Source organism: Pseudomonas sp. GW821-FHT09D08 (assembly GCF_059416305.1).
Map to the genome: position 1 here is coordinate 243635 of NZ_JBWKOX010000003.1, position 20791 is coordinate 264425.

Below are 20791 nucleotides of genomic sequence, written 5' to 3' on the forward strand. Positions count from 1 at the left end.
GTTGGTGCACTCGACAGGATTCGAACCTGTGACCGCTCGGTTCGTAGCCGAGTACTCTATCCAGCTGAGCTACGAGTGCAGATTGTGTTTTTAGACCAGATCACAACTGGTTGAAGCCAAGCCACCTGCATTGCTGCAACTAACTCTTAAATGGTGCACTCGACAGGATTCGAACCTGTGACCGCTCGGTTCGTAGCCGAGTACTCTATCCAGCTGAGCTACGAGTGCATTTGTTGCCGCGCATTATAGGCCGTTCAATCTCTATGTAAAGCTATTTTTTCGTTTAATTTCAACAACTTAACGAAAAAACCAGATTGCAACGTACTAAGCAAATAATGGCGGAGAACGGGGGATTCGAACCCCCGACACCCTTTTGAGGTGTACTCCCTTAGCAGGGGAGCGCCTTCGGCCACTCGGCCAGCTCTCCGCAACACGGGGCGTATATTAACCACGTTCATCCCCGTTTGCAAACATAAAAAACGATAAAAATTAAAGGCTTGGTTCTTCGTCCTTCTCTTTCTTGATCCGCAAGAAGATTTCCTCGCGATGGACCGCCACCTCTTTCGGAGCGTTAACCCCGATACGCACTTGATTGCCTTTGACGCCGAGCACGGTCACGGTGATTTCGCCATCACCGATAATCAGGCTTTCTGCGCACCGACGAGTCAGAATCAGCATACCTTTCTCCTCACGCATTTCATTTCAGGAACAACAGTCTGCAAAAAAAAGGCGTTCGACCTACGACTCGAGAGCCATAGCCCTAACGGCCTAAGTATTGTCGAGCGCACGCAAAAGACCATGCGCCCTACAAAAAAATGAAAGGCGCGGTAAACCGCGCCTTCCTGGCATTGCATCACTCGCCCTGTCGGGCCGGAGCATCCAGCTCAAAAGCGGTATGCAGCGCGCGGACAGCCAGTTCCAGGTACTTCTCTTCAATCACCACCGAGACTTTGATTTCCGAGGTAGAGATCATCTGGATATTGATGCTTTCCTTGGCCAAAGCCCCGAACATGCGGCTGGCAACACCGGCATGGGAACGCATGCCCACACCTACGATCGAGACCTTGGCAATCTTGGTATCGCCGACCACTTCACGGGCGCCAATTTCGCTTGCGGTGTTCTCCAGGATTTTCAACGCCGCATCGTACTCGTTGCGGTGCACGGTGAAGGTGAAATCGGTGGTGTTATCGTGCGAGACGTTCTGCACGATCATGTCGACTTCAACATTCGCATCGCTGATAGGGCCCAGAATCTTGAAGGCCACGCCCGGGGTGTCTGGCACGCCACGGATCGTCAGCTTGGCTTCATCGCGGTTGAAAGCGATGCCGGAAATGATCGGCTGTTCCATGGATTCCTCTTCATCAATAGTAATGAGGGTGCCCGGACCCTCCTTGAAGCTGTGCAATACGCGCAGCGGAACGTTGTACTTGCCGGCGAACTCCACCGCGCGGATCTGCAACACCTTGGAACCGAGGCTGGCCATTTCCAGCATCTCTTCAAAGGTGATCTTGTCCAGGCGCTGGGCCACGGACACCACACGCGGGTCGGTGGTGTAGACGCCATCCACATCGGTGTAGATCTGGCACTCGTCAGCCTTGAGGGCCGCAGCCAGGGCCACACCGGTGGTATCAGAACCGCCACGCCCGAGGGTGGTGATGTTGCCGTGCTCGTCCACACCCTGGAAGCCCGCTACAACTACCACGCGACCGGCTTTCAGATCACTGCGAATTTTCTGGTCGTCAATCTGCAGGATCCGCGCCTTGGTGTGCGCGCTGTCGGTGAGGATGCGCACCTGGCTGCCAGTGTAGGACACGGCAGGCACGCCACGCTTGTTCAGGGCCATGGCCAGCAAGGCGATGGTCACCTGCTCGCCAGTGGACACGATCACATCCAGCTCACGCGGCAGCGGCTGTTGCTCGCCACTGATGGCCTTGGCCAGTTCGATCAGGCGATTGGTCTCGCCGCTCATGGCCGACAGCACCACGACCAGGTCATCACCGGCATCGCGGAATTTCTTAACCTTGTCGGCCACCTGCTCGATTCTTTCGACAGAGCCGACCGAGGTGCCTCCAAATTTCTGTACGATCAAAGCCATTTCCAAGCCGCCTCAGCCCGTAAAGGGGCGCCTAATATCCAATCAACCAGCACAGAACAGCCCGTGACTAGACCACGGGCGGGTTAACAGTGCCTTAAATACCTGCCTCGACAAATGGCACGGTCAGGGCCAGGGCCGCGTCCAGGGCACTGGCGTCTACACCACCGCCTTGCGCCATGTCCGGACGACCGCCGCCCTTCCCGCCCACTGCCGCGGCGGCTTGCTTCATCAAATCACCGGCCTTGAGTTGGCCAGTCAGGTCCTTGGTTACACCGGCAACCAGCACGACCTTCTCCTCATGGACACTGCCGAGCAGGATCACTGCGCGGCCGAGCTTGTTCTTCAACTGATCGACCAGGGCCAACAGCGCCTTGCCGTCCTGGCCGTCCAGGCGTGCAGCCAGGACTTTCACGTCCTTGACGTCAACGGCCGAAGCCGACAGGTCGTCGCCCGCAGCGCTGGCCGCCTTGGCTTGCAACTGCTCCAGCTGTTTCTCCAGCGTACGGTTGCGCTCCAGAACGGCGGACAACTTGTCGATCAGGTTGTCGCGGCTGCCCTTGACCAGGCTGGCCGCTTCCTTGAGTTGTTCTTCAGCCGCATTCAGGTAGGCCAGGGCCGCAGCGCCGGTCACCGCCTCAATACGACGCACACCCGACGCCACGCCGCCTTCGCTGATGATCTTCAGCAGGGCGATGTCGCCGGTACGGTTGGCGTGGATACCGCCACATAGTTCCACCGAGAAGTCGCCGCCCATGCTCAGCACGCGCACGCTGTCGCCGTATTTCTCGCCGAACAGCGCCATGGCGCCCTTGGCCTTGGCCGTCTCGATGTCAGTCTCTTCGGTTTCTACCGGGGAGTTCTTGCGAATCTCAGCGTTGACGATGTCTTCCAGAGCCTTGATCTGCTCAGGCTTGATCGCTTCGAAGTGACTGAAGTCGAAACGCAGGCGCTGGCTGTCGACCAACGACCCCTTCTGCTGGACGTGCTCGCCCAGCACTTGGCGCAGCGCGGCGTGCAGCAAGTGCGTGGCCGAGTGGTTCAGCGCGGTGGCATGGCGTACGTCGGCATCGACCTGGGTGTCCACCGGCGCACCGACGGTCAGGTTGCCCAGCACCAGCACGCCGTGATGCAGGAACGCACCGCCGGTCTTGGTGGTGTCGCGCACCTCGAAACGACCGGAGGTCGAACTCAGGAAACCACAGTCACCGACCTGGCCACCGGATTCGGCGTAGAACGGCGTCTGGTCCAGGACCACAACTGCCTCTTCGCCTTCGCTCAACACGTCGACCGACTTGCCGTCTTTATAAATGGCAACGATCTTGGCCGCGCCAACGGTCGCCTTGTAACCGGTGAATTCGGTGGGCACGTCAACCTTGACCAGGGTGTTGTAGTCCAGGCCAAAGGAACTGGCGGAACGGGCGCGCACGCGCTGGGCTTCCATTTCACGCTCAAACCCGGCTTCGTCGATGGTCAGCTCGCGCTCACGGGCAATGTCGGCGGTCAGGTCCATCGGGAAGCCATAGGTGTCGTACAGCTTGAACACGACATCGCCCGGCACCACGGTGCCTTTGAGCTCGGCCAAGTCCTGTTCCAGAATCTTCAGGCCGTGCTCCAGGGTCTTGGAGAACTGTTCTTCTTCAGCCTTGAGCACACGCTCGATGTTGTCCTGCTGCTGCTTGAGTTCCGGGAAGGCATCGCCCATCTCGGCAACCAGTGCGGCGACGATCTTGTAGAAGAAGCTGCCGGTGGCCCCCAGCTTGTTACCGTGACGGCAGGCGCGACGGATGATGCGACGCAGCACGTAGCCACGGCCTTCGTTGGACGGCAGTACACCGTCGGCGATCAGGAAACCGCAGGAACGGATGTGGTCCGACACCACCTTGAGGGACGACTGGCTTTCATTGGCACAACCAATGGCTGCGGCCGACGCGCTCAGCAGGTTGGTGAACAGGTCGATCTCATAGTTGGAGTGAACGTGCTGCATTACCGCACTGATCCGCTCCAGGCCCATGCCGGTGTCCACCGACGGCGCTGGCAGCGGATGCAGCACGCCATCGGCGGTGCGGTTGAACTGCATGAACACGTTGTTCCAGATCTCGATGTAACGGTCGCCGTCTTCTTCCGGCGAACCCGGTGGGCCACCCCAGATGTCGGCGCCGTGATCGTAGAAAATCTCGGTGCAGGGGCCGCATGGGCCGGTGTCGCCCATGGTCCAGAAGTTGTCGGAAGCGTAAGGCGCGCCCTTGTTGTCGCCGATGCGAATCATGCGCTCGACGGGCACCCCGATTTCCTTGGTCCAGATGTCATACGCTTCGTCGTCCGTCGCGTAGACGGTCACCCAGAGTTTTTCCTTGGGCAGCTTCAACACGCCGGTCAGGAAGGTCCAGGCGAAGGTAATCGCGTCTTTCTTGAAATAATCACCAAAGCTGAAGTTACCCAGCATCTCGAAGAACGTGTGGTGGCGGGCGGTGTAGCCGACGTTTTCCAGGTCACTGTTCTTGCCGCCGGCACGCACGCACTTCTGGCTGCTGGTGGCGCGGGTGTAGGCGCGTTTTTCCTGGCCCAGGAAGCAGTCCTTGAACTGGTTCATCCCCGCGTTAGTGAACAGCAGGGTGGGGTCATTGCCTGGGATCAAGGAGCTGGAGGAGACACGGGTGTGACCTTGCTCTTCGAAGAAGCGAAGGAAGGCTTCACGGATTTCTGCGCTTTTCATAGGTTCTTCCACGGAGGCTGCGGCCAAAGGCCAGTGCGCAACATCATCAGACGGAGCGACGGCAAAAGGCCGCATTATATCGGCCCTTTGCCGGTGGTACAGCGTGTTTATGCGATAGAGAGGCTCAATTAGACGGTCTGCACACTCATTTGCGCGAAAAATCGACGAATGCCTTGAGCACTTGCTCGATCTGCACCCGGCTCACATCCAGATGCGTCACCATGCGCAGGCGCGGCGCAGCACTCAACTTAATCCCACGCTCGGCGGCAAACGCCTTCAAGGCCTGGGCCTGGTCGCCGATCTGCACATAGACCATGTTGGTCTGCACCGGCTCCACCGCGTAACCGGCGTTACGCAGCTCATCGCCCAGCCATTGCGCATTGGCGTGGTCGTCGGCCAGGCGTTGCACCTGGTGATCCAGGGCGTACAGCCCCGCCGCCGCCAGGGAACCGGCCTGGCGCATGCCGCCGCCGACCATCTTGCGCAAGCGGCGAGCCTTGGCGATCAACGCCGTGGAGCCGCACAGCACCGAGCCAATCGGTGCACCAAGGCCCTTGGACAGGCACACCGACACCGAATCGAAATGCTGGGCGATCTCCCGTGCATCGACCCCAAGCTTGACCGCCGCGTTGTAGAGTCGCGCGCCATCCAGGTGCAGGGCCAGGCCATGTTCGCGGGTAAACGCCCGCGCCTTCGCCAGGTAGTCCAGCGGCAGCACCTTGCCCTGCATGGTGTTTTCCAGGGCCAGCAGGCGGGTGCGGGCGAAGTGGAAGTCGTCGGGCTTGATGGCCTCGAGCACCTGATTCAGGTCGAGGGAGCCATCCGCCTGCACGTCCAGCGGCTGCGGCTGGATCGAACCCAGCACGGCCGCGCCGCCGCCCTCGTATTTGTAGGTGTGGGCCTGCTGGCCGACGATGTACTCCTCGCCACGCTCACAGTGGGCCATCAGCGCCAGCAGGTTGCTCATGGTGCCGGTGGGCACGAACAGCGCGGCCGCAAAGCCCAGGCGCTTGGCCAGCTCGGCTTCCAGATGGTTGACGCTGGGGTCTTCGCCGTAGACGTCATCGCCGCTGGCGGCATTGGCCATGGCGTCGAGCATGCCAGGGGTGGGTTGGGTCACGGTGTCGCTGCGCAGGTCGATCACAGACATGAAACAAGCCTCGAAGGGGTTCATTAGGATTCTCATGAGGATGATTACTGCGGGCAAAGCCGCGGAATATCAAGCCCCACGCGTTCTCAATCGAATACCAACCAAACAAACCGATATAGCTTATCGATACGACGCTCGTGCAGTTTATGAAAAACCATGTTAAAAACTCTCCGCCGCCAGGGTTCTGGTGGCAACGTTCTCAGGGCGGGGTGCAATTCCCCACCGGCGGTAATTGCACGCAATGTGCATAGCCCGCGAGCGCTTGGCGCCTCGAACTGCTCACGCAGGACGGCGACAAGGTCAGCAGACCCGGTGTGATCCCGGGGCCGACGGTCATAGTCCGGATGAAGAGAGAACGGGATTGGCACCTAAGGGCCGCACGCTGAGCGCATGCCTGCATGACTCGGCGGTTCGTACCCTTAAATCCCATTCGATTCATAACGCCCTGTTTTTTTCTTAAACAGGAGTCAGAACATGCAACCCACCGCAATCGACAGCAAAAGCAAAAACCATCACGGCGAGCGCGTCGCGTTTATCCAGGCCTGCTGGCACAAGGATATTGTCGACCAATCGCGCAAAGGCTTCCTCGCCGAAATGATCGCCCAGGGCTACCAGGAATCGGACATCGATTTCTTCGAAGTCGGCGGCGCCTTTGAAATGCCCCTGCACGCCAAGCTGCTGGCCAAGACCGGTCGTTACGCAGGTATCGTGGCCGCCGCGCTGGTGGTGGACGGCGGGATCTACCGTCACGAATTCGTCGCCCAATCGGTGGTCAGCGGCCTGATGCAGGTGCAGTTGGAAACCGAAGTGCCGGTGTTCTCGGTGTCCCTGACGCCGCATCACTTCCATGCCGGCAGCGAACATACCGCGTTCTTCCATGAGCACTTCGTGCACAAGGGCCAGGAAGCTGCACGTACATGCGCCGACACCCTGCACAAGGTGCGGGCGATCCGTCGCAGCGAGCCACGGGCTGTAGCGGTTTAAGCAACACTGCAAAACAAGATGTGGGAGGGGGCTTTAACCCTCCCACATTTGGATCCGGATACGCCTTGAGACCTATGCCAGGCCCACGTCCGTGGTCGGCACAATCAATATCCCCGCCCGCAAACCATTCTTCACCTTCGGGTTGGGGAAGATGATGCGCGCACCCTCCTCCTCGATCACCCAACGGGTCTTGGCCACGTCTTCGGCCAGCAGATAACCCTTTTCCAACTCCGAAAAGTTTTCCACGTCCGCCGGCAAGTGCAGCAGGAATGCATCGCTGTGCTTGATGACTTCCCGCGACACGGCGAACAGTTTCAACCCGTCCAGGCTGTCAGTCTCAGGCTCGGTGCCTTCGATGATCTGCTTGAGGCGCAGCTCCAGGCGGGAAACATTCACGCCCTGGTTGTGCCCGAACGGCCGTGCCTTGCCCAGTTCGAGGGTGAAGGCCTCGGCCTCCAACTGCTCGTAGGTAAACGCGGTGAAGGTGATCGAGCTCTTGTTCTGCAGCAGCACCGCTTCCATGCCGGCAGCGTTCAGGCGCGCCAGTTCGTGGCGTGAATGCTGGCGCCCTTCCTTCCAGGGGTACAGCGCAAACTGCTCGATCTTCGAGCCGCGGATGGCGGTGTGCAGGTCGTAATGCAGGCGCGAACGGCCAGGCTGGCTGAAGAAGCTGCGGGCCAGCTGTTCAAGCTCGGCGGCGCGCATGGCTTCGGGGCCGATGTTTTTTTCATGCCGGCCGTTGAACAGCCGGTTGACGTCCAGTTCAAGGTAACGCTCGCCGCGGCGCATGGCCTCGGGGTTGCCGAACAGGAACAGAATACGGGTGCGGGGCTTGATCTCCCCACGGGCGATGCCATGCAACAGGCGGTCGAGCAATTCGATCGGCGCGGTTTCGTTGCCATGGATGCCGGACGACAGCAGCAGGTCGCTGCCATTGTCCGTTGCCTGCGGCGGGCGCACTTCGAGTGCGCCCTCGCTGAGCCAGCGCATCTGCACGCCGTCGACAGTCAGTTGAATTTTTTGCGCCGGTTCGCGACCGGCGAGGGTCAGTTCAAGCAGTTTGCCAAGGGCGAGCATACGCAGCTTCCTTAGTGGTTGCAGCCTGGGCCGTGGACGTGATCGTCGTCATCACCTTCAACGTCGGCCGGTTCCATTTCCAGTTGCAGGCTCATCAGGTTGGTGGCCAGTGGGCGCATCAGCAGGTTGGCGTATTCGGCGTCGCCTTCTTCCACGTCCACGCCGATCAGCAGTTGGCCACGGCCGTCGTGCTGGATCCAGATTTCCTTGCCCTGCCAGACCACGGCGACGCGGGTGCAGGAGGTTTCCAGCTGGGTGCCGTCGGTGTCTTCAAGGATCAGTTGCAGGGTGTCGGTGCTCATAAGTAACTCTCAGCCGTACGGCGTTAATTGATCTGGAAAGGATAAACCGAGCCCAGTTTAAGGATTTGCGTCAGTTCATCCAGTGCCGTCCGGCACTCAAGCAGCAATTGCGGGTCTGCCAGGTCGGTTTCGCGCAGGCTGTCGCGGTAGTGCTTGTCGACCCATTGGGTCAGTGTGTCGTACAACGGCGCGGTCATGATAACCCCTGGGTTCACCGCTGCCAGCTCGGTTTCATTGAGGGCCACGCGCAGGCGCAGGCACGCCGGGCCGCCGCCGTTCTGCATGCTTTGCTTGAGGTCGAAGACTTTGACTTCGCGGATCAGCCCCGCGGACGCCGTCAGGCCTTGCAGGTACTGCCAGACGCGCTCGTTGGCGCGGCATTCTTCCGGCACGATCAGCAGCATCGAACCGTCGGCGCGGGTCAGCAACTGGCTGTTGAACAGGTAGGAACGCACCGCGTCCTCGACGCTGACCTGGGCACGCGGCACACACACCGCCTGGAAGTTGCCGCCCAGCGCGCCCAACTTGCCTTGCAACTCGGCCAGCATCTGTTCGGTATTGAGGAACGCGTCCTCGTGATAGAACAGCACCTCGCCGTTGCCCACCGCGATCACGTCGTTGTGGAACACGCCGGCATCGATCACCGCCGGGTTCTGCTGGGCGTAGACCACGCCTTCATCCTTCAGGCCATGCAGGCGGGCGACGGCCTGGGAGGCTTCGAGGGTCTGGCGCGCCGGGTACTTCTGCGGGGCCGGGTAACGGGGGTCGAACGCGCTGCGCCCGAACACGAAAAACTCCACCCCCGCGTCGCCGTACTCACGGCAGAAACGCGTGTGGTTGGCCGCACCTTCGTCGCCGAACTGCGCCACCGCCGGTAACGCGGCGTGGTGGGCAAAGTGTTTCTGGTCGGCAAACATCGCCCCCAGCACGCGGCTGGTGGTGGGGTGTTCGATGCTGCGGTGGTATTTGCAATTGAGGTTGGCGGCGGTGAAATGCACGCGGCCATCTGCCGTGTCCGCGCTCGGGCTGACGGTGGCGGCGTTGGCCACCCACATGCTCGATGCCGAGCAGCTGGCGACCAACAACGGCATGGCCTGCTTGGCCGCCCGCTGGATGACCTGGGCGTCGGTGCCGCTGAAACCGAGGTTGCGCAACGCCGCTACATCCGGACGCTCCTGGGGCGCAAGCACACCTTGCACAAAGCCCATGTCCATCAGCGCTTTCATTTTCTGCAGGCCCTGCAATGCCGCTTCCCTGGGGTTGGAATGCTGCTGGCTATTGCTCTGGGACGCGACGTTGCCGAAGGACAAACCGCCGTAGTTATGGGTCGGCCCCACTAGACCGTCAAAATTGACTTCATAGGATTTCATCGGCGAGGCTCCACGAACATCTGTTTTTATAGGCTTCAAATTACTTGAATACACCACTGACCCCCTGTGGGAGGGAGCAAGCCCCCTCCCACATTTAGATCAGCGTAATGCCGGGGGTTAGCGTGGCCGGTACCACCAGGCTTGGCGTTTCAAGCGACGCCACCGGGTACGCGCAATAATCCGCCGCGTAATACGCACTGGCGCGATGGTTGCCCGAGGCCCCTACCCCGCCGAACGGCGCGGTGCTGGCGGCGCCGGTCAGCTGTTTGTTCCAGTTGACAATGCCGGCACGGCTTTCCAGCCAGAATTGCTGGTAACGCGCCTCGGAATCGGACAACAGGCCCGCGGCCAGGCCGTACTGGGTGTTGTTGGCTTCGGCGATCGCCGCCGCGAAATCGGCGTAGCGGATCACCTGCAACAGCGGGCCGAACAGTTCTTCGTCTTCGCGCTCGGTCACGCCGGTCACGTCGATGATGCCTGGGGTCAGCAAGGCGGCCTGGTCCTGGGGCTGGGTCATCTCCAACAGTGCCACGGCGCCATTGGCCAACATCAGTTCCTGGGCCTCCATCAGGGCTTTTGCCGCCGCCAGGGAAATCACCGAGCCCATGAACGGCGGCGGTTGCTGGTCGAACGCGCCGACTTCAATCGTCGCGCACACCGCCACCAGCCGCGCCAGCAGCGCATCGCCCCAGGCGCCTTCCGGCACCAGCAGGCGACGGGCACAGGTGCAACGCTGGCCGGCGGAGATAAACGCCGACTGGATGATGGTGTAGACCGCCGCATCCACGTCGGCCACTTCATCCACCACCAGCGGGTTGTTGCCGCCCATTTCCAGGGCCAGGATCTTGTCCGGGCGCCCGGAGAACTGCTGGTGCAGATGATTGCCGGTACGGCTGGAACCGGTGAAGAACAACCCATCGATACCGGGGTTGGCGGCCAACGCAATGCCGGTCTCGCGCGCGCCTTGCAGCAGGTTCAACACGCCCGCCGGCAAACCGGCGTCGATCCAGCACTGCACGGTCAGCTCGGCGACTTTCGGGGTCAGCTCGCTGGGCTTGAACAGTACGGTATTGCCCGCCAGCAACGCCGGGACGATATGCCCGTTGGGCAGGTGACCGGGGAAGTTGTAAGGACCGAACACCGCCACCACGCCGTGGGGCTTGTGGCGCAATACGGCGGTGGCGTCACCCAGGGGGCCGCTCTTCTCGCCAGTACGCTCACGGTAGCTTTGCACCGAGATCGCGATCTTGTTGGCCATGCTGGTGACTTCAGTGGCCGACTCCCACAGCGGCTTGCCGGTCTCCTCGCCGATGCAGCGCGCTATTTCATCGGCGCGGCCTTTCAGGCTCGCGGCGAAGGCTTCCAGCACGCTGATGCGCTCTTCCAGCGGACGCCGGGCCCAGGTCGGGAACGCCTGGCGCGCGGCCTGCACGGCCGATTCGACCTGCTCGACCGTGGCACCATTGCCGGCCCACAGCACCTGCTGGGTCACCGGATTGCGGGATTCAAACAGTTCACCCTGGCCAGCCAGCCAGCTACCTGCGATATACAGCGAATTCATTATTTCGACTCCCGAGCAGCAGACAACGGTACGGCACGCACTTGATCACCCACCACCAGTTGCAGGCGCTTGGCGGTTTGCGGATCGACCACCAGCGTGCCGGCCGCCAGGCGTGCCGGTGCGGCGGTGATGCGGCAATCTTCGCGTTTGCGGTTATGGATCAGGAACGGCGTGGCGTCGTCCCCCGGTGTGCCGATGGCCAACACCAATGATTGGCTGTCGCGCACCGCACGGATCTTGGCGGTCTCGCACTCCACTGCCGGGCCGGCGTCGAAAATATCGACGTAGCCCTGGTAGCTGAAGCCTTCGCTCTTGAGCATGCTCAACGCCGGCTCGGTGTCCGGATGGACCTTGCCGATCACGTTGCGCGCGTCCTCGGAAAGGAAGCAGCTGTACAACGGAAACTTGGGCATCAGCTCAGCGATAAATGCCTTGTTGCCCACGCCCGTGAGGTAATCGGCCTGGCTGAATTCCATCTTGAAGAAGTGCCGGCCCAGACTTTCCCAGAACGGCGAACGCCCGGCGTCGTTGGACACGCCGCGCATCTCGGCGATGATCTTGTTGCCGAACAGCTGTGGGAACTCGGCGATAAACAGCAGGCGCGCCTTGGCCAGCATGCGGCCGTTGAGGCCGTTGCGGTAATCGGCATGCAGGAACAACGAGCACAGCTCGGAATTGCCGGTGAGGTCGTTGGCCAGGAACAGCGTCGGAATCTCACGGTAGATATTCAGTTCCTGGGAGGCGCTGACCGTCAGGCCGACCCGGAAGTTGTACCACGGCTCGCGCAGGCCGACGGCACCGGCGATGGCGGAAATCCCCACCACGCGGCCTTCGTCGTTTTCCAGCACGAACAGGTAGTCGGCATCACCGCGCCCGGCGTCGCCGCGAAAGGTTTTTTCCGCCCAGCCAACCCGGTGGGTCAGGCGCTCTTCGTTGGCCGGCAAGGTGGTGAGGCCGGTGCCGGTGCTGCGCGCCAGATCAATCAGGGCCGGTAAATCGCTGCTGCGTACGGGACGAACGATCATGCTATCTCCTCAGACGGGCCGCTGCTGCCAGCCACCCGCGACACTCTGTTTATACCGCTACCAGGCGCACACTCGCGCCTTCACCAACGCCCAGGGCTTCGGCGGCTGCCAGGTCCAGGGTCACCGGTTTGCCCGGCGCGTAGTCCAGCTCCAGCATCACCGCGCGGTAATCCTGCAGCTGTGCGTTGCTCACCAGGTACTGGCGGCCGACACCCTTGACCATCTCACCGATCTTCACCGGCACCACGCGGCTCTGGGCAATCGAGCGAATGCCCGAGACCCGTGCGTGCAACGTTGGGCCGCCGTCGAAGATGTCGATGTAGTGGTCAGTCTCGAAGCCTTCGCGCATCAGGATGTCGAAGGTGATCTGGGCACGCGGGTGCACCTGGCCCATGGCTTCCTGGGCTTCGTCCGGCAGCAGCGGCACGTAGATCGGGTAATGCGGCATCAGCTCGGCGAGGAACGTACGGCTTTTCAGCCCGCACAGGCGCTCGGCGGCGGCGTAGTTGAGGTCGAAGAAGTTGCGGCCGATGGCGTCCCAGAACGGCGAATCACCGTTCTCGTCGCTGTAGCCGACAATCTCGGTCACCACCGAGTCGGCAAAGCGCTCGGGGTGGCTGGCGACGAACAACAGGCGGCCACGGGAATTGAGTTCCGACCACGGCGAACCGACCAGCTCCGGCACCACGTAGAAGCTGGTGAGCAGGCTGTTGCCGGTGAGGTCGTGGCACTGGGAAAGCACGTGGATCTTGTTGTGGATCTTCAGCTCGCGGGAGGCGTGCACGAAGGTCTCGTTACGAAAACTGTAGAACGGCTCCGAGTAACCGGCCGAGGCGACGATGGCCGAGCAGCCGGCGAGCTTGCCGGTCTCGGTGTCTTCGAGCACGAAGAAATAGCTTTCTTCACCGTTGAAACTCACCTCGGCCGCGAAGGACGCTTCGCTGGCGGCGATCTTGTCGCTCAGGCGTTCCACATCATCCGGCAAGGAGGTGACACCAATCGGGCTATCCGCAGCCAGACGCTGTACCTCGCCCAGATCAGCCATTTGCGCGGGGCGCATCACCAGCATGGTGTCACTCCTTAACTCTAGAACTCACAGGAAAAAAATACCGAACAGGTCAGGAACACCCCATATCTTCATGTGGGGCATATTCCAGTGTGGGAGGGGGCTTGCCCCCGATAGCGGTGTATCAGTCACCAGATGCATCAACTGACAGATGGCTATCGGGGGCAAGCCCCCTCCCACATTTTTGACCCAGTCCAGCCGGCAGAAGGTGTCGCTATCAGGCTTGGGTCAACGTTTTTACCGCACGTTCGAAGCGATCCAGGCCTTCGTTGATGTCTGCGTCTTCCACCACCAGGCTCGGCGCAAAACGCACCACGTCAGGGCCGGCTTGCAGGATCATCAGGTTTTCTTTCTCGGCCGCGTTGAACACGTCCTTGGCCTTGCCTTTGAACGCATCGCTCAGTACGCAACCGATCAGCAGGCCCATGCCACGCACTTCGGTGAAGATGCCGTACTGCTTGCCGATCTGCTCCAGGCGCGCCTTGAACAGGTCGTGCTTGGCGTTGACGCCGGCCAGCACCTCAGGGGTGTTGATCACGTCGATGACCGCTTCGGCCACTGCGCACGCCAGCGGGTTGCCGCCGTAGGTGGTGCCGTGGGTACCGACCACCAGGTGCTTGGCCAGGTCTTCGCGGGTGAGCATCGCCGCAATCGGGAAACCGCCGCCCAGGCTCTTGGCGCTGGTGAGGATGTCGGGCACCACGCCGTAGTGCTGGTAGGCAAACAGATGGCCGCTGCGGCCCATGCCGGTCTGCACTTCGTCGAACACCAGCAGCGCATTGTTGGCGTCGCACAGTTCGCGGGCGCCTTGCAGGTAAGCCAGCTCGGCCGGCAGTACGCCGCCTTCGCCCTGGATCGGCTCCAGCACCACGGCACAGGTCTTGTCCGACACCGCGGCTCTCAGCGCTTCCAGGTCGTTATAAGGGACGTGGGTGATGCCGGTGATTTTAGGCCCGAAACCATCGGAGTACTTCGACTGGCCACCGACGTTGACGGTGAACAGGGTACGGCCGTGGAAGCTGTTCAGCGCGGCAATGATCTCGTACTTCTCGCTGCCGAAACGGTCGAACGCCACGCGACGGGCCAGCTTGAATGCGGCCTCGTTGGCTTCGGCGCCGGAGTTGCAGAAGAACACGCGCTCGGCAAACGTGGCGTCGATCAGCTTATGGGCCAGGCGCAGGGCCGGCTCGTTGGTGAAGACGTTGGAGACGTGCCACAGCTTGTTGGCCTGTTCGGTCAGTGCACCGACCAGCGCCGGGTGGGCGTGGCCCAACACGTTGACCGCGATGCCGCCGGCAAAGTCGATCAGCTCGCGACCCGCCTGGTCCCATACACGGGAACCTGCGCCACGCACGGGGATGAATGCGGCAGGTGCGTAGTTGGGAACCATGACCTGGTCGAAATCGGCACGTTGCACCGGGGCTTGCTCAACGGACATCGGAGTCTCCTGAAGAGGAACGCCTGCCTGGAACTGGCGGGCGATGCAGGGATTGTAAGGACAGTTTTCAGCGCGGCCTTGCCGCCAAGCGACAACTTCTTATAGCGCCAACCCCCGTTTTACGCGGGTTTACGCCAATGCGACAAATAGCGTCGCAATGGCGCAGTTTAAACGGATGCAGGGGTTTTCGGCAGTATGCAGGGAAGTTGCGCGATGGACGCGACACACCGCGCCAATCGTATTCACCCCACGTCAACCACGCTCGGACGGCACCGACGAGAGTTCGAACGGGCTGCTGCTGCGCCGCTGGTTGCGGTCTTCGCGAGGGGTGGCGCCAAAGAAGTTGCGGTAGGCGCTGGAGAAGTGCGGCCCCGAGGAGAAGCCGCAGGACAGGCCGATCTGGATGATCGACTTGCTGGTTTGCATGAGCATCTGGCGGGCCTTGTTCAGGCGCAGTTCCAGGTAGTACTGGCTGGGGACGCGATTGAGGTATTGCTTGAAGATCCGCTCCAGTTGTCGTCGCGACACGCACACATGCTGGGCGATTTCGTCGGTGGTCAGCGGCTCTTCGATATTGGCTTCCATCAGCAACACTGCCTGGGTCAGCTTCGGATGGCTGGAGCCCAGGCGGTTCTGCAGCGGGATGCGCTGGCGCTCGCCGCCTTCGCGGATGCGCTCCACCACCAGCTCTTCCGACACCGCACCGGCCAGTTCGGCACCGTGGTCACGGGCCAGCACCGCCAGCAACAGGTCGAGTACCGACATGCCGCCGCAGGCGGTCAGGCGATCACGATCCCAGTCGAACAGATGGCTGGTGGCGATGACCTTGGGGAAACGCTCGGCAAAATCATCCTGCCAACGCCAGTGCACGGCGGCGCGGTAGCCGTCGAGCAGGCCGAGCTGGGCCAGCGGGTACACACCAGCCGACAAGCCGCCGATCACACAACCGGCGCGCACCAGCTGCTTGAGGGCGGTGCTCAGTTGCGAGGCGATCACGGCAGGCGGCTCGTCCGCCAGCAGGAACAGTTTCTGGAAGCCTTCCAGCTTGCCGGCCCACGGTTCGCCCGGCAATTGCCAGGCGCCATCGATGGCCGGCTCTGCGAGCAGGAACGACAGCTCGTAGACCACCTCCGGATGCACCCGCTGAGCAACGCGCAAGGCCTCCTCAGCCAGCGCAAGCGTGAGTGCTTTTGTGCTGGGCCAAATCAGGAAACCAATTTTGTGGGCGGTCATGGAGTGCTATCCGAAGCGAAGAACGGTAATGAAGACAAGGGCCAATGCTAGCCCGTAAACCAACACAAAGCTCAAAAACAATGAAGATCCAACAGTAGAACTCCACTGTAGATCCCATGTGGAGATCTATGTGGGAGGGGGCAAGTCGAATCGTCGCACCGCCCCTCCCACATAAAAGCAACTTCAGCAGTAAGGGATTATTTCAAGCTGCCAGACAGGAACTGCTGCAACCGCTCGGACTGCGGGTTGACCAGCACTTCCCGCGGGTTGCCACGCTCTTCGACGATGCCTTTGTGCAAGAACACCAGCTGGTTCGACACTTCACGGGCAAAGCCCATTTCGTGGGTCACCACCACCATGGTGCGGCCTTCCTGGGCCAGGTCCTGCATGACCTTGAGCACTTCGCCCACCAACTCGGGGTCGAGGGCCGAGGTGGGTTCGTCGAACAGCATCACCTCCGGCTCCATCGCCAGGGCCCGGGCAATCGCCACGCGCTGCTGCTCGCCGCCGGACATATGGCCGGGGAACGCATCCTTGCGATGGCCCACGCCGACCTTGGCCAAGTAGTGCTCGGCCTTTTCACGGGCCTCTTTCTTCGACACGCCCAGCACATGCACCGGGGCTTCCATCACGTTTTCAATCGCGGTCATGTGCGACCACAGGTTGAAATGCTGAAACACCATCGACAGGCGCGAGCGCATGCGTTGCAGCTGCTTAGGGTCGGCGGCCTTCATGGCGCCGTCCTTGTTGGCCACCAGTTTCAGCTCTTCGTTATTGAGCAGGATCTTGCCGGCGTGGGGTTGCTCCAGCAGGTTGATGCAGCGCAAAAAGGTGCTTTTGCCCGAACCACTGGAACCGATGATGCTGATCACATCACCGGCCGCGGCGGCCAGGGACACGCCTTTGAGCACTTCATGACTGCCATAGCGTTTATGCAGGTCTTGGACTTCAAGTTTGTACATGCGGTCGGTTCTCACAAAAACAGGTGGTCAGTCGTTGAGCAAGCGCCCGTGACGCAGCGCTTCGCGCCCCGCCACCTTGGCCAGCCAGAAACCCGCTTGGGCATAACGTAGCCGTTCAACGGCAAACAACACCCCCGAGGTGCCCGCGCAGATAATGCTCACGCGGTCTTCCAGGGGATCAATCACTTCAAAAATCGGCTCGCCCTTCTCGATCCAGTCCCCGGCTTTACGCAGGTAACTGATCACCCCGGCGTGGGGCGCGAACAGCAATTCGGTGCCTTCGAAGGGCACGCCTTCACACGGTTCGTGTTGCGGCGCCGGCCATTCGCCCTTGATCAGGCCTTGCTCGGCGAGAAACGCGAGGATGCCTTCGGCGTGGAAGATCGCTTCGTCACGGCCGGTGTCCGCCTGACCGCCCAATTCCAGGGTCGTCGCCAGGCAGGCCAGCGGGATCTGTGCGTCGGGGAAGGCGCGGGACAACCGCAGCCACGGCAACGAACAGGCCTCATCGAACGAGCTGCCACCGGAGTCTTCCGCGAGCAGACCGACTTTCACATTCAAGTGCGCCGACAGCGAACGCCACTGCGGCCAGTGCTGGGGCAGCGCGTACATGTGCAATGCGGCTTCGGCGTCGCAGTGCAGGTCGAGGACGATATCAGCGCTGCACGCATGGCTCAGCAGGATGCGCTGCATGCCTTGCAACTGGCTGCTCGGCTCGGGCAATGCGTTGAGCGCATCGGCCATCGCCTGGCGAATCATGCGCACGTTGGCGTGAGCATCATCCCCCAGCTTGCCTGTGAGCAACTCGGCCACCGGCTCGCTCAACTCAACGAAATCGCGGTTGAAATTCTTGCCGCTGCCCACTTCGAAACGGCCCTGGTGGCTGCCTTGCAGCAACTGGCCCAGGCCCATCGGGTTGGCCACCGGCACCAGCTCGATCACGCCGTTGAGGGCACCTTGCGCTTCAAGTTCAGCGAGACGTTTTTTCAGCTCCCACGCGGCGCGCATACCGGGCAATTCATCGGCATGCAGGCTGGCCTGGATATAGGCCTTGCGCTCGCCGCTGCCGAAACGGAACACGCTCAGCTGGCGCTCGCAGCCCAGGTGGCCCCAGGGCAACAGGTGATCGATACGTTCCATATCAGTGCTTCCGTGGAGCCAGGTAGCTCAGCCAGCGGCGCTCGGCCAACTTGAACAGGCGCACCAGGATAAAGGTCAGGCACAGGTAGAACACGCCGGCGGTGATGTAGGCTTCGAACGGCAGATAAAACTGCGCGTTGACCGTGCGCGCGGCACCGGTGATGTCGATCAGGGTGACGATGGACGCGAGACTGGTGGTCTGCAGCATCATGATCACTTCGTTGCTGTACTGCGGCAGCGCGCGGCGCAGGGCCGACGGCAGCAGGATGCGGCGGTACAGCTTGTAGCGCGACATGCCCATGGCCTTGGCCGCTTCGATCTCGCCATTGGGGGTGGCCTTGAGGCTACCGGCAATGATCTCGGCGGTGTAGGCGCTGGTGTTGATCGCAAAGGCCAGGCACGCGCAGAAGGTCGCACTGGACAGCAGTGGCCACAGGACGCTCTCGCGCACCGCTTCGAACTGCGCCAGGCCGTAGTAGATCAAAAACAGCTGCACCAGCATCGGCGTGCCGCGGATCACGTAGGTGTAGAGCCAGGCCGCACCGTTGACGACCGGTTGCTTGGACACACGCATCAAGCCCAGGGGCAAGGCGGCGAGCAGGCCGAAGAACAGCGAGATGGCGAGCAGTTTCAGGGTGGTCAGCAGGCCGCCAAGGTACAGCGGCATGGCCTCCCAGATGACGTTGTAGTCGAAGATCATAGATCAGCCGCCCTTACGCCTACCGAGTAGCGCTTCTCAAGATGACGCAGGGCCAGCAACGACACACTGGTGATCACCAGGTACATCGCCGCCACTGCGAGGAAGAAGGTAAAAGGCTCGCGGGTGGCATCAGCCGCCTGCTTGGCCTTGAACATCATGTCTTGCAGGCCCACCACCGAGATCAGCGCGGTGGCCTTGGTGAGTACCAGCCAGTTGTTGGTAAACCCGGGGATCGCCAGCCGGATCATCTGCGGCACCATCACCCGGAAAAACACCTGGAAGCTGCTCATGCCATACGCCAGGCCGGCTTCGGCCTGGCCCTTGGGGATGGCCATGAAGGCGCCACGGAAGGTTTCCGACAGGTAGGCGCCAAAGATGAAACCCAGGGTGCCGATACCGGCGGCCAAGGGGTTCAAGTCGATATAGTCGTCATAGCCGAGCATCGGCGCGACGCGGTTGAGCAGGTCCTGACCGCCGTAGAAAATCAGCAGGATCAGCACCAGGTCGGGGATCCCGCGGATCACCGTGGAGTACAAGTCACCCAGCCAGGCCAACCAGCGCACCGGCGACAGGCGTAACGCGACCCCGATCAGACCCAGAACAATGGCCAAGGCCATGGACGACAAGGCGAGCTGAAGCGTCAACCATGCGCCATCGAGGATGACGGCCCCGTAGCCTTTCAACATGATTCAGGTCCTCGAAAAGGGGGATGAAAAAATGGCGCAAACCGCAGGAATTCTGTTGCTTGCGCCATTTCGGACAGACAGCTGCGAATACTTACTTGGCTTCTGGGCCGTAAATATCGAAGTTGAAGTACTTTTTCTCGATTTCTTTGTATTTACCGTTGGCACGGATCGCGGCGATGGCAGCGTTGATGCGGTCCAGGTTTTCCTTGTCGCCCTTGCGTACGGCGATGCCTACGCCGTCGCCGAAGTACTTGACGTCGGTGAAGGCCGGGCCGGTGAACGCATAGCCTTTACCGGCTGGCGTATCGAGGAAACCTTCCTGCAACAGGGTGGCGTCGGCCACGGTGCCGTCGAGGCGACCGGCTTCCACGTCGAGGTAGATTTCGTTCTGCGAGCTGTAAGGCACAACAGTGGCGCCTTTAGGTGCCAGGACTTCCTTGGCGAAACGGTCGTGGATCGAACCGCGCTGTACGCCGATCTTCTTGCCTTTGAGTTCATCCAGGCTGTCGCTGACGGCGGTGCCTTCCTTCAATACCAGGCGCGCTGGGGTCAGGTAGTAGCGGTTGGTGAAGTCCACGGACTTCTTGCGGTCTTCGGTGATGGACATGGACGACAGGATCGCGTCGATCTTGCGCACCTTGAGCGCCGGGATCAGGCCGTCGAACTCTTGCTCGACCCAGGTGCACTTGACCTTCATCTCTTCGCACAGGGCGTTGCCGATATCGTAGTCAAAACCGACGATGCTGCCATCCGGCGCCTTCGAGGCAAACGGAGGGTAAGCCGCTTCGATACCAATTTTCAGAGGCTTGCCTTCAGCGAAAGCCTGCATGGACAGCACGGACAGCGCCAGGGCGCCCAACAGCACGAGTTTCTTCATCTTGGGACTCCATCGGTATAGGGCAAAACAGCAGTATGAGCCATGGCCCACGATGCGACTGAGTGAAACCGAATAGCGGTGCTGCGTCCTACACCAATTCAACAGTGGAGACGACGAGCGAGTGATCGGCATTCTAACGACAGGCCGGAAGCCGATATTTCCTCAATGCGACAACAATTTACAGAAGCACTGAGAAAGCGGTTCCAACACATTGACAGCCTCTGAATTTTATGCAGAGACAAAAGATATTAAACCTGTTGATGCTGCAAATTGCGGGCCTATTATTCGCAAACCCTTCTAGCACGGCAAGTGTGGCGTTTAATCTTATGGCTCAGGGTGTCTAAAGCGCGGTTTTTCGGGGCATAAGCGTAGCCCTTTGCCTCATGTTTGGGCGATGGGTTACACATTTGTG

At 61.1% G+C, this 20791-nt stretch carries 18 protein-coding genes, 3 tRNA genes and 1 riboswitch; of the genes, 1 reads left to right on the forward strand and 20 read right to left on the reverse strand.

The window, feature by feature from the left end; translation table 11 throughout:
* Positions 1–2: 2 nt before the first annotated feature.
* The 7 genes from AC07OP_RS07280 to ltaE form a co-directional block, all read right to left on the reverse strand.
* Positions 3–79 (reverse strand) — tRNA-Arg (locus AC07OP_RS07280).
* A 72-nt stretch (positions 80–151) separates the two neighbouring features.
* Positions 152–228 (reverse strand) — tRNA-Arg (locus AC07OP_RS07285).
* 108 nt (positions 229–336) lie between these two features.
* Positions 337–427, reverse strand: a tRNA-Ser gene (locus tag AC07OP_RS07290).
* Between the two features lie 62 nt (positions 428–489).
* Complete coding sequence (gene csrA, locus AC07OP_RS07295; RefSeq protein WP_003233512.1) at positions 490–678, reverse strand: carbon storage regulator CsrA; 189 nt, start codon at positions 676–678, stop codon at positions 490–492.
* A gap of 175 nt (positions 679–853) precedes the next feature.
* A complete protein-coding gene (locus AC07OP_RS07300) occupies positions 854–2095 on the reverse strand; it encodes an aspartate kinase (RefSeq protein ID WP_065939088.1) in 1242 nt (413 codons plus the stop codon).
* A gap of 94 nt (positions 2096–2189) precedes the next feature.
* Positions 2190–4808, reverse strand: a complete 2619-nt coding sequence (gene alaS, locus AC07OP_RS07305) for an alanine--tRNA ligase (protein ID WP_495100576.1) — start codon at positions 4806–4808, stop codon at positions 2190–2192.
* A gap of 145 nt (positions 4809–4953) precedes the next feature.
* The gene (gene ltaE / locus AC07OP_RS07310) at positions 4954–5958 is read right to left on the reverse strand and encodes a low-specificity L-threonine aldolase (RefSeq protein ID WP_495100575.1); all 1005 of its coding nucleotides are present in this window, start codon (positions 5956–5958) and stop codon (positions 4954–4956) included.
* 191 nt (positions 5959–6149) lie between these two features.
* A riboswitch (FMN riboswitch) is annotated at positions 6150–6319 on the forward strand.
* Positions 6320–6432: 113 nt separating this feature from the next.
* On the opposite strand from ltaE, the gene AC07OP_RS07315 reads away from it, so the two are divergent.
* On the forward strand, positions 6433–6942 hold the full coding sequence (locus tag AC07OP_RS07315) for a 6,7-dimethyl-8-ribityllumazine synthase (RefSeq protein ID WP_065926190.1): 510 nt from the start codon (positions 6433–6435) through the stop codon (positions 6940–6942).
* Positions 6943–7014: 72 nt separating this feature from the next.
* Here AC07OP_RS07315 and astE read toward each other — a convergent pair whose 3' ends face one another.
* From astE to AC07OP_RS07380, 13 genes are all read right to left on the reverse strand, one after another.
* Complete coding sequence (gene astE / locus AC07OP_RS07320) at positions 7015–8019, reverse strand: succinylglutamate desuccinylase (protein WP_495100574.1); 1005 nt, start codon at positions 8017–8019, stop codon at positions 7015–7017.
* 11 nt (positions 8020–8030) lie between these two features.
* Positions 8031–8321, reverse strand: coding sequence for a hypothetical protein (locus AC07OP_RS07325; protein ID WP_027607770.1), 291 nt, complete (start codon positions 8319–8321; stop codon positions 8031–8033).
* A 23-nt stretch (positions 8322–8344) separates the two neighbouring features.
* Positions 8345–9691: an N-succinylarginine dihydrolase gene (gene astB, locus AC07OP_RS07330; RefSeq protein ID WP_495100573.1), complete on the reverse strand. Its 1347-nt coding sequence runs from the start codon at positions 9689–9691 to the stop codon at positions 8345–8347.
* 94 nt (positions 9692–9785) lie between these two features.
* A complete protein-coding gene (gene astD, locus AC07OP_RS07335; RefSeq protein ID WP_495100725.1) occupies positions 9786–11255 on the reverse strand; it encodes a succinylglutamate-semialdehyde dehydrogenase in 1470 nt (489 codons plus the stop codon).
* Positions 11252–12277 (reverse strand): arginine N-succinyltransferase, encoded by a 1026-nt coding sequence (gene astA / locus AC07OP_RS07340; RefSeq protein WP_027607767.1) that lies wholly within the window; start codon positions 12275–12277, stop codon positions 11252–11254. The genes astD and astA overlap by 4 nt, the downstream gene beginning before the upstream one ends.
* A 49-nt stretch (positions 12278–12326) precedes the next feature.
* Positions 12327–13346 carry an arginine/ornithine succinyltransferase subunit alpha gene (gene aruF, locus AC07OP_RS07345; RefSeq protein WP_003175655.1) on the reverse strand — a complete coding sequence of 340 codons (1020 nt, stop codon included), beginning with the start codon at positions 13344–13346 and terminating at the stop codon, positions 12327–12329.
* A gap of 214 nt (positions 13347–13560) precedes the next feature.
* Positions 13561–14781 (reverse strand): aspartate aminotransferase family protein, encoded by a 1221-nt coding sequence (locus AC07OP_RS07350; RefSeq protein ID WP_495100572.1) that lies wholly within the window; start codon positions 14779–14781, stop codon positions 13561–13563.
* A 252-nt stretch (positions 14782–15033) separates the two neighbouring features.
* Positions 15034–16014 carry a transcriptional regulator ArgR gene (gene argR / locus AC07OP_RS07355; protein ID WP_495100571.1) on the reverse strand — a complete coding sequence of 327 codons (981 nt, stop codon included), beginning with the start codon at positions 16012–16014 and terminating at the stop codon, positions 15034–15036.
* A 197-nt stretch (positions 16015–16211) separates the two neighbouring features.
* A complete protein-coding gene (locus AC07OP_RS07360) occupies positions 16212–16976 on the reverse strand; it encodes an ABC transporter ATP-binding protein (RefSeq protein WP_010208310.1) in 765 nt (254 codons plus the stop codon).
* A gap of 27 nt (positions 16977–17003) precedes the next feature.
* A complete protein-coding gene (locus tag AC07OP_RS07365) occupies positions 17004–18116 on the reverse strand; it encodes a succinylglutamate desuccinylase/aspartoacylase family protein (RefSeq protein WP_065926196.1) in 1113 nt (370 codons plus the stop codon).
* Between the two features lies 1 nt (position 18117).
* Positions 18118–18816, reverse strand: coding sequence for an ABC transporter permease (locus tag AC07OP_RS07370; RefSeq protein WP_065939097.1), 699 nt, complete (start codon positions 18814–18816; stop codon positions 18118–18120).
* The gene (locus tag AC07OP_RS07375; RefSeq protein WP_010208305.1) at positions 18813–19502 is read right to left on the reverse strand and encodes an ABC transporter permease; all 690 of its coding nucleotides are present in this window, start codon (positions 19500–19502) and stop codon (positions 18813–18815) included. The genes AC07OP_RS07370 and AC07OP_RS07375 overlap by 4 nt, the downstream gene beginning before the upstream one ends.
* A 91-nt stretch (positions 19503–19593) precedes the next feature.
* Entirely contained in the window at positions 19594–20379 is a 786-nt protein-coding gene (locus AC07OP_RS07380) for an ABC transporter substrate-binding protein (RefSeq protein WP_027607761.1), read from the reverse strand.
* Positions 20380–20791 lie beyond the last annotated feature (412 nt).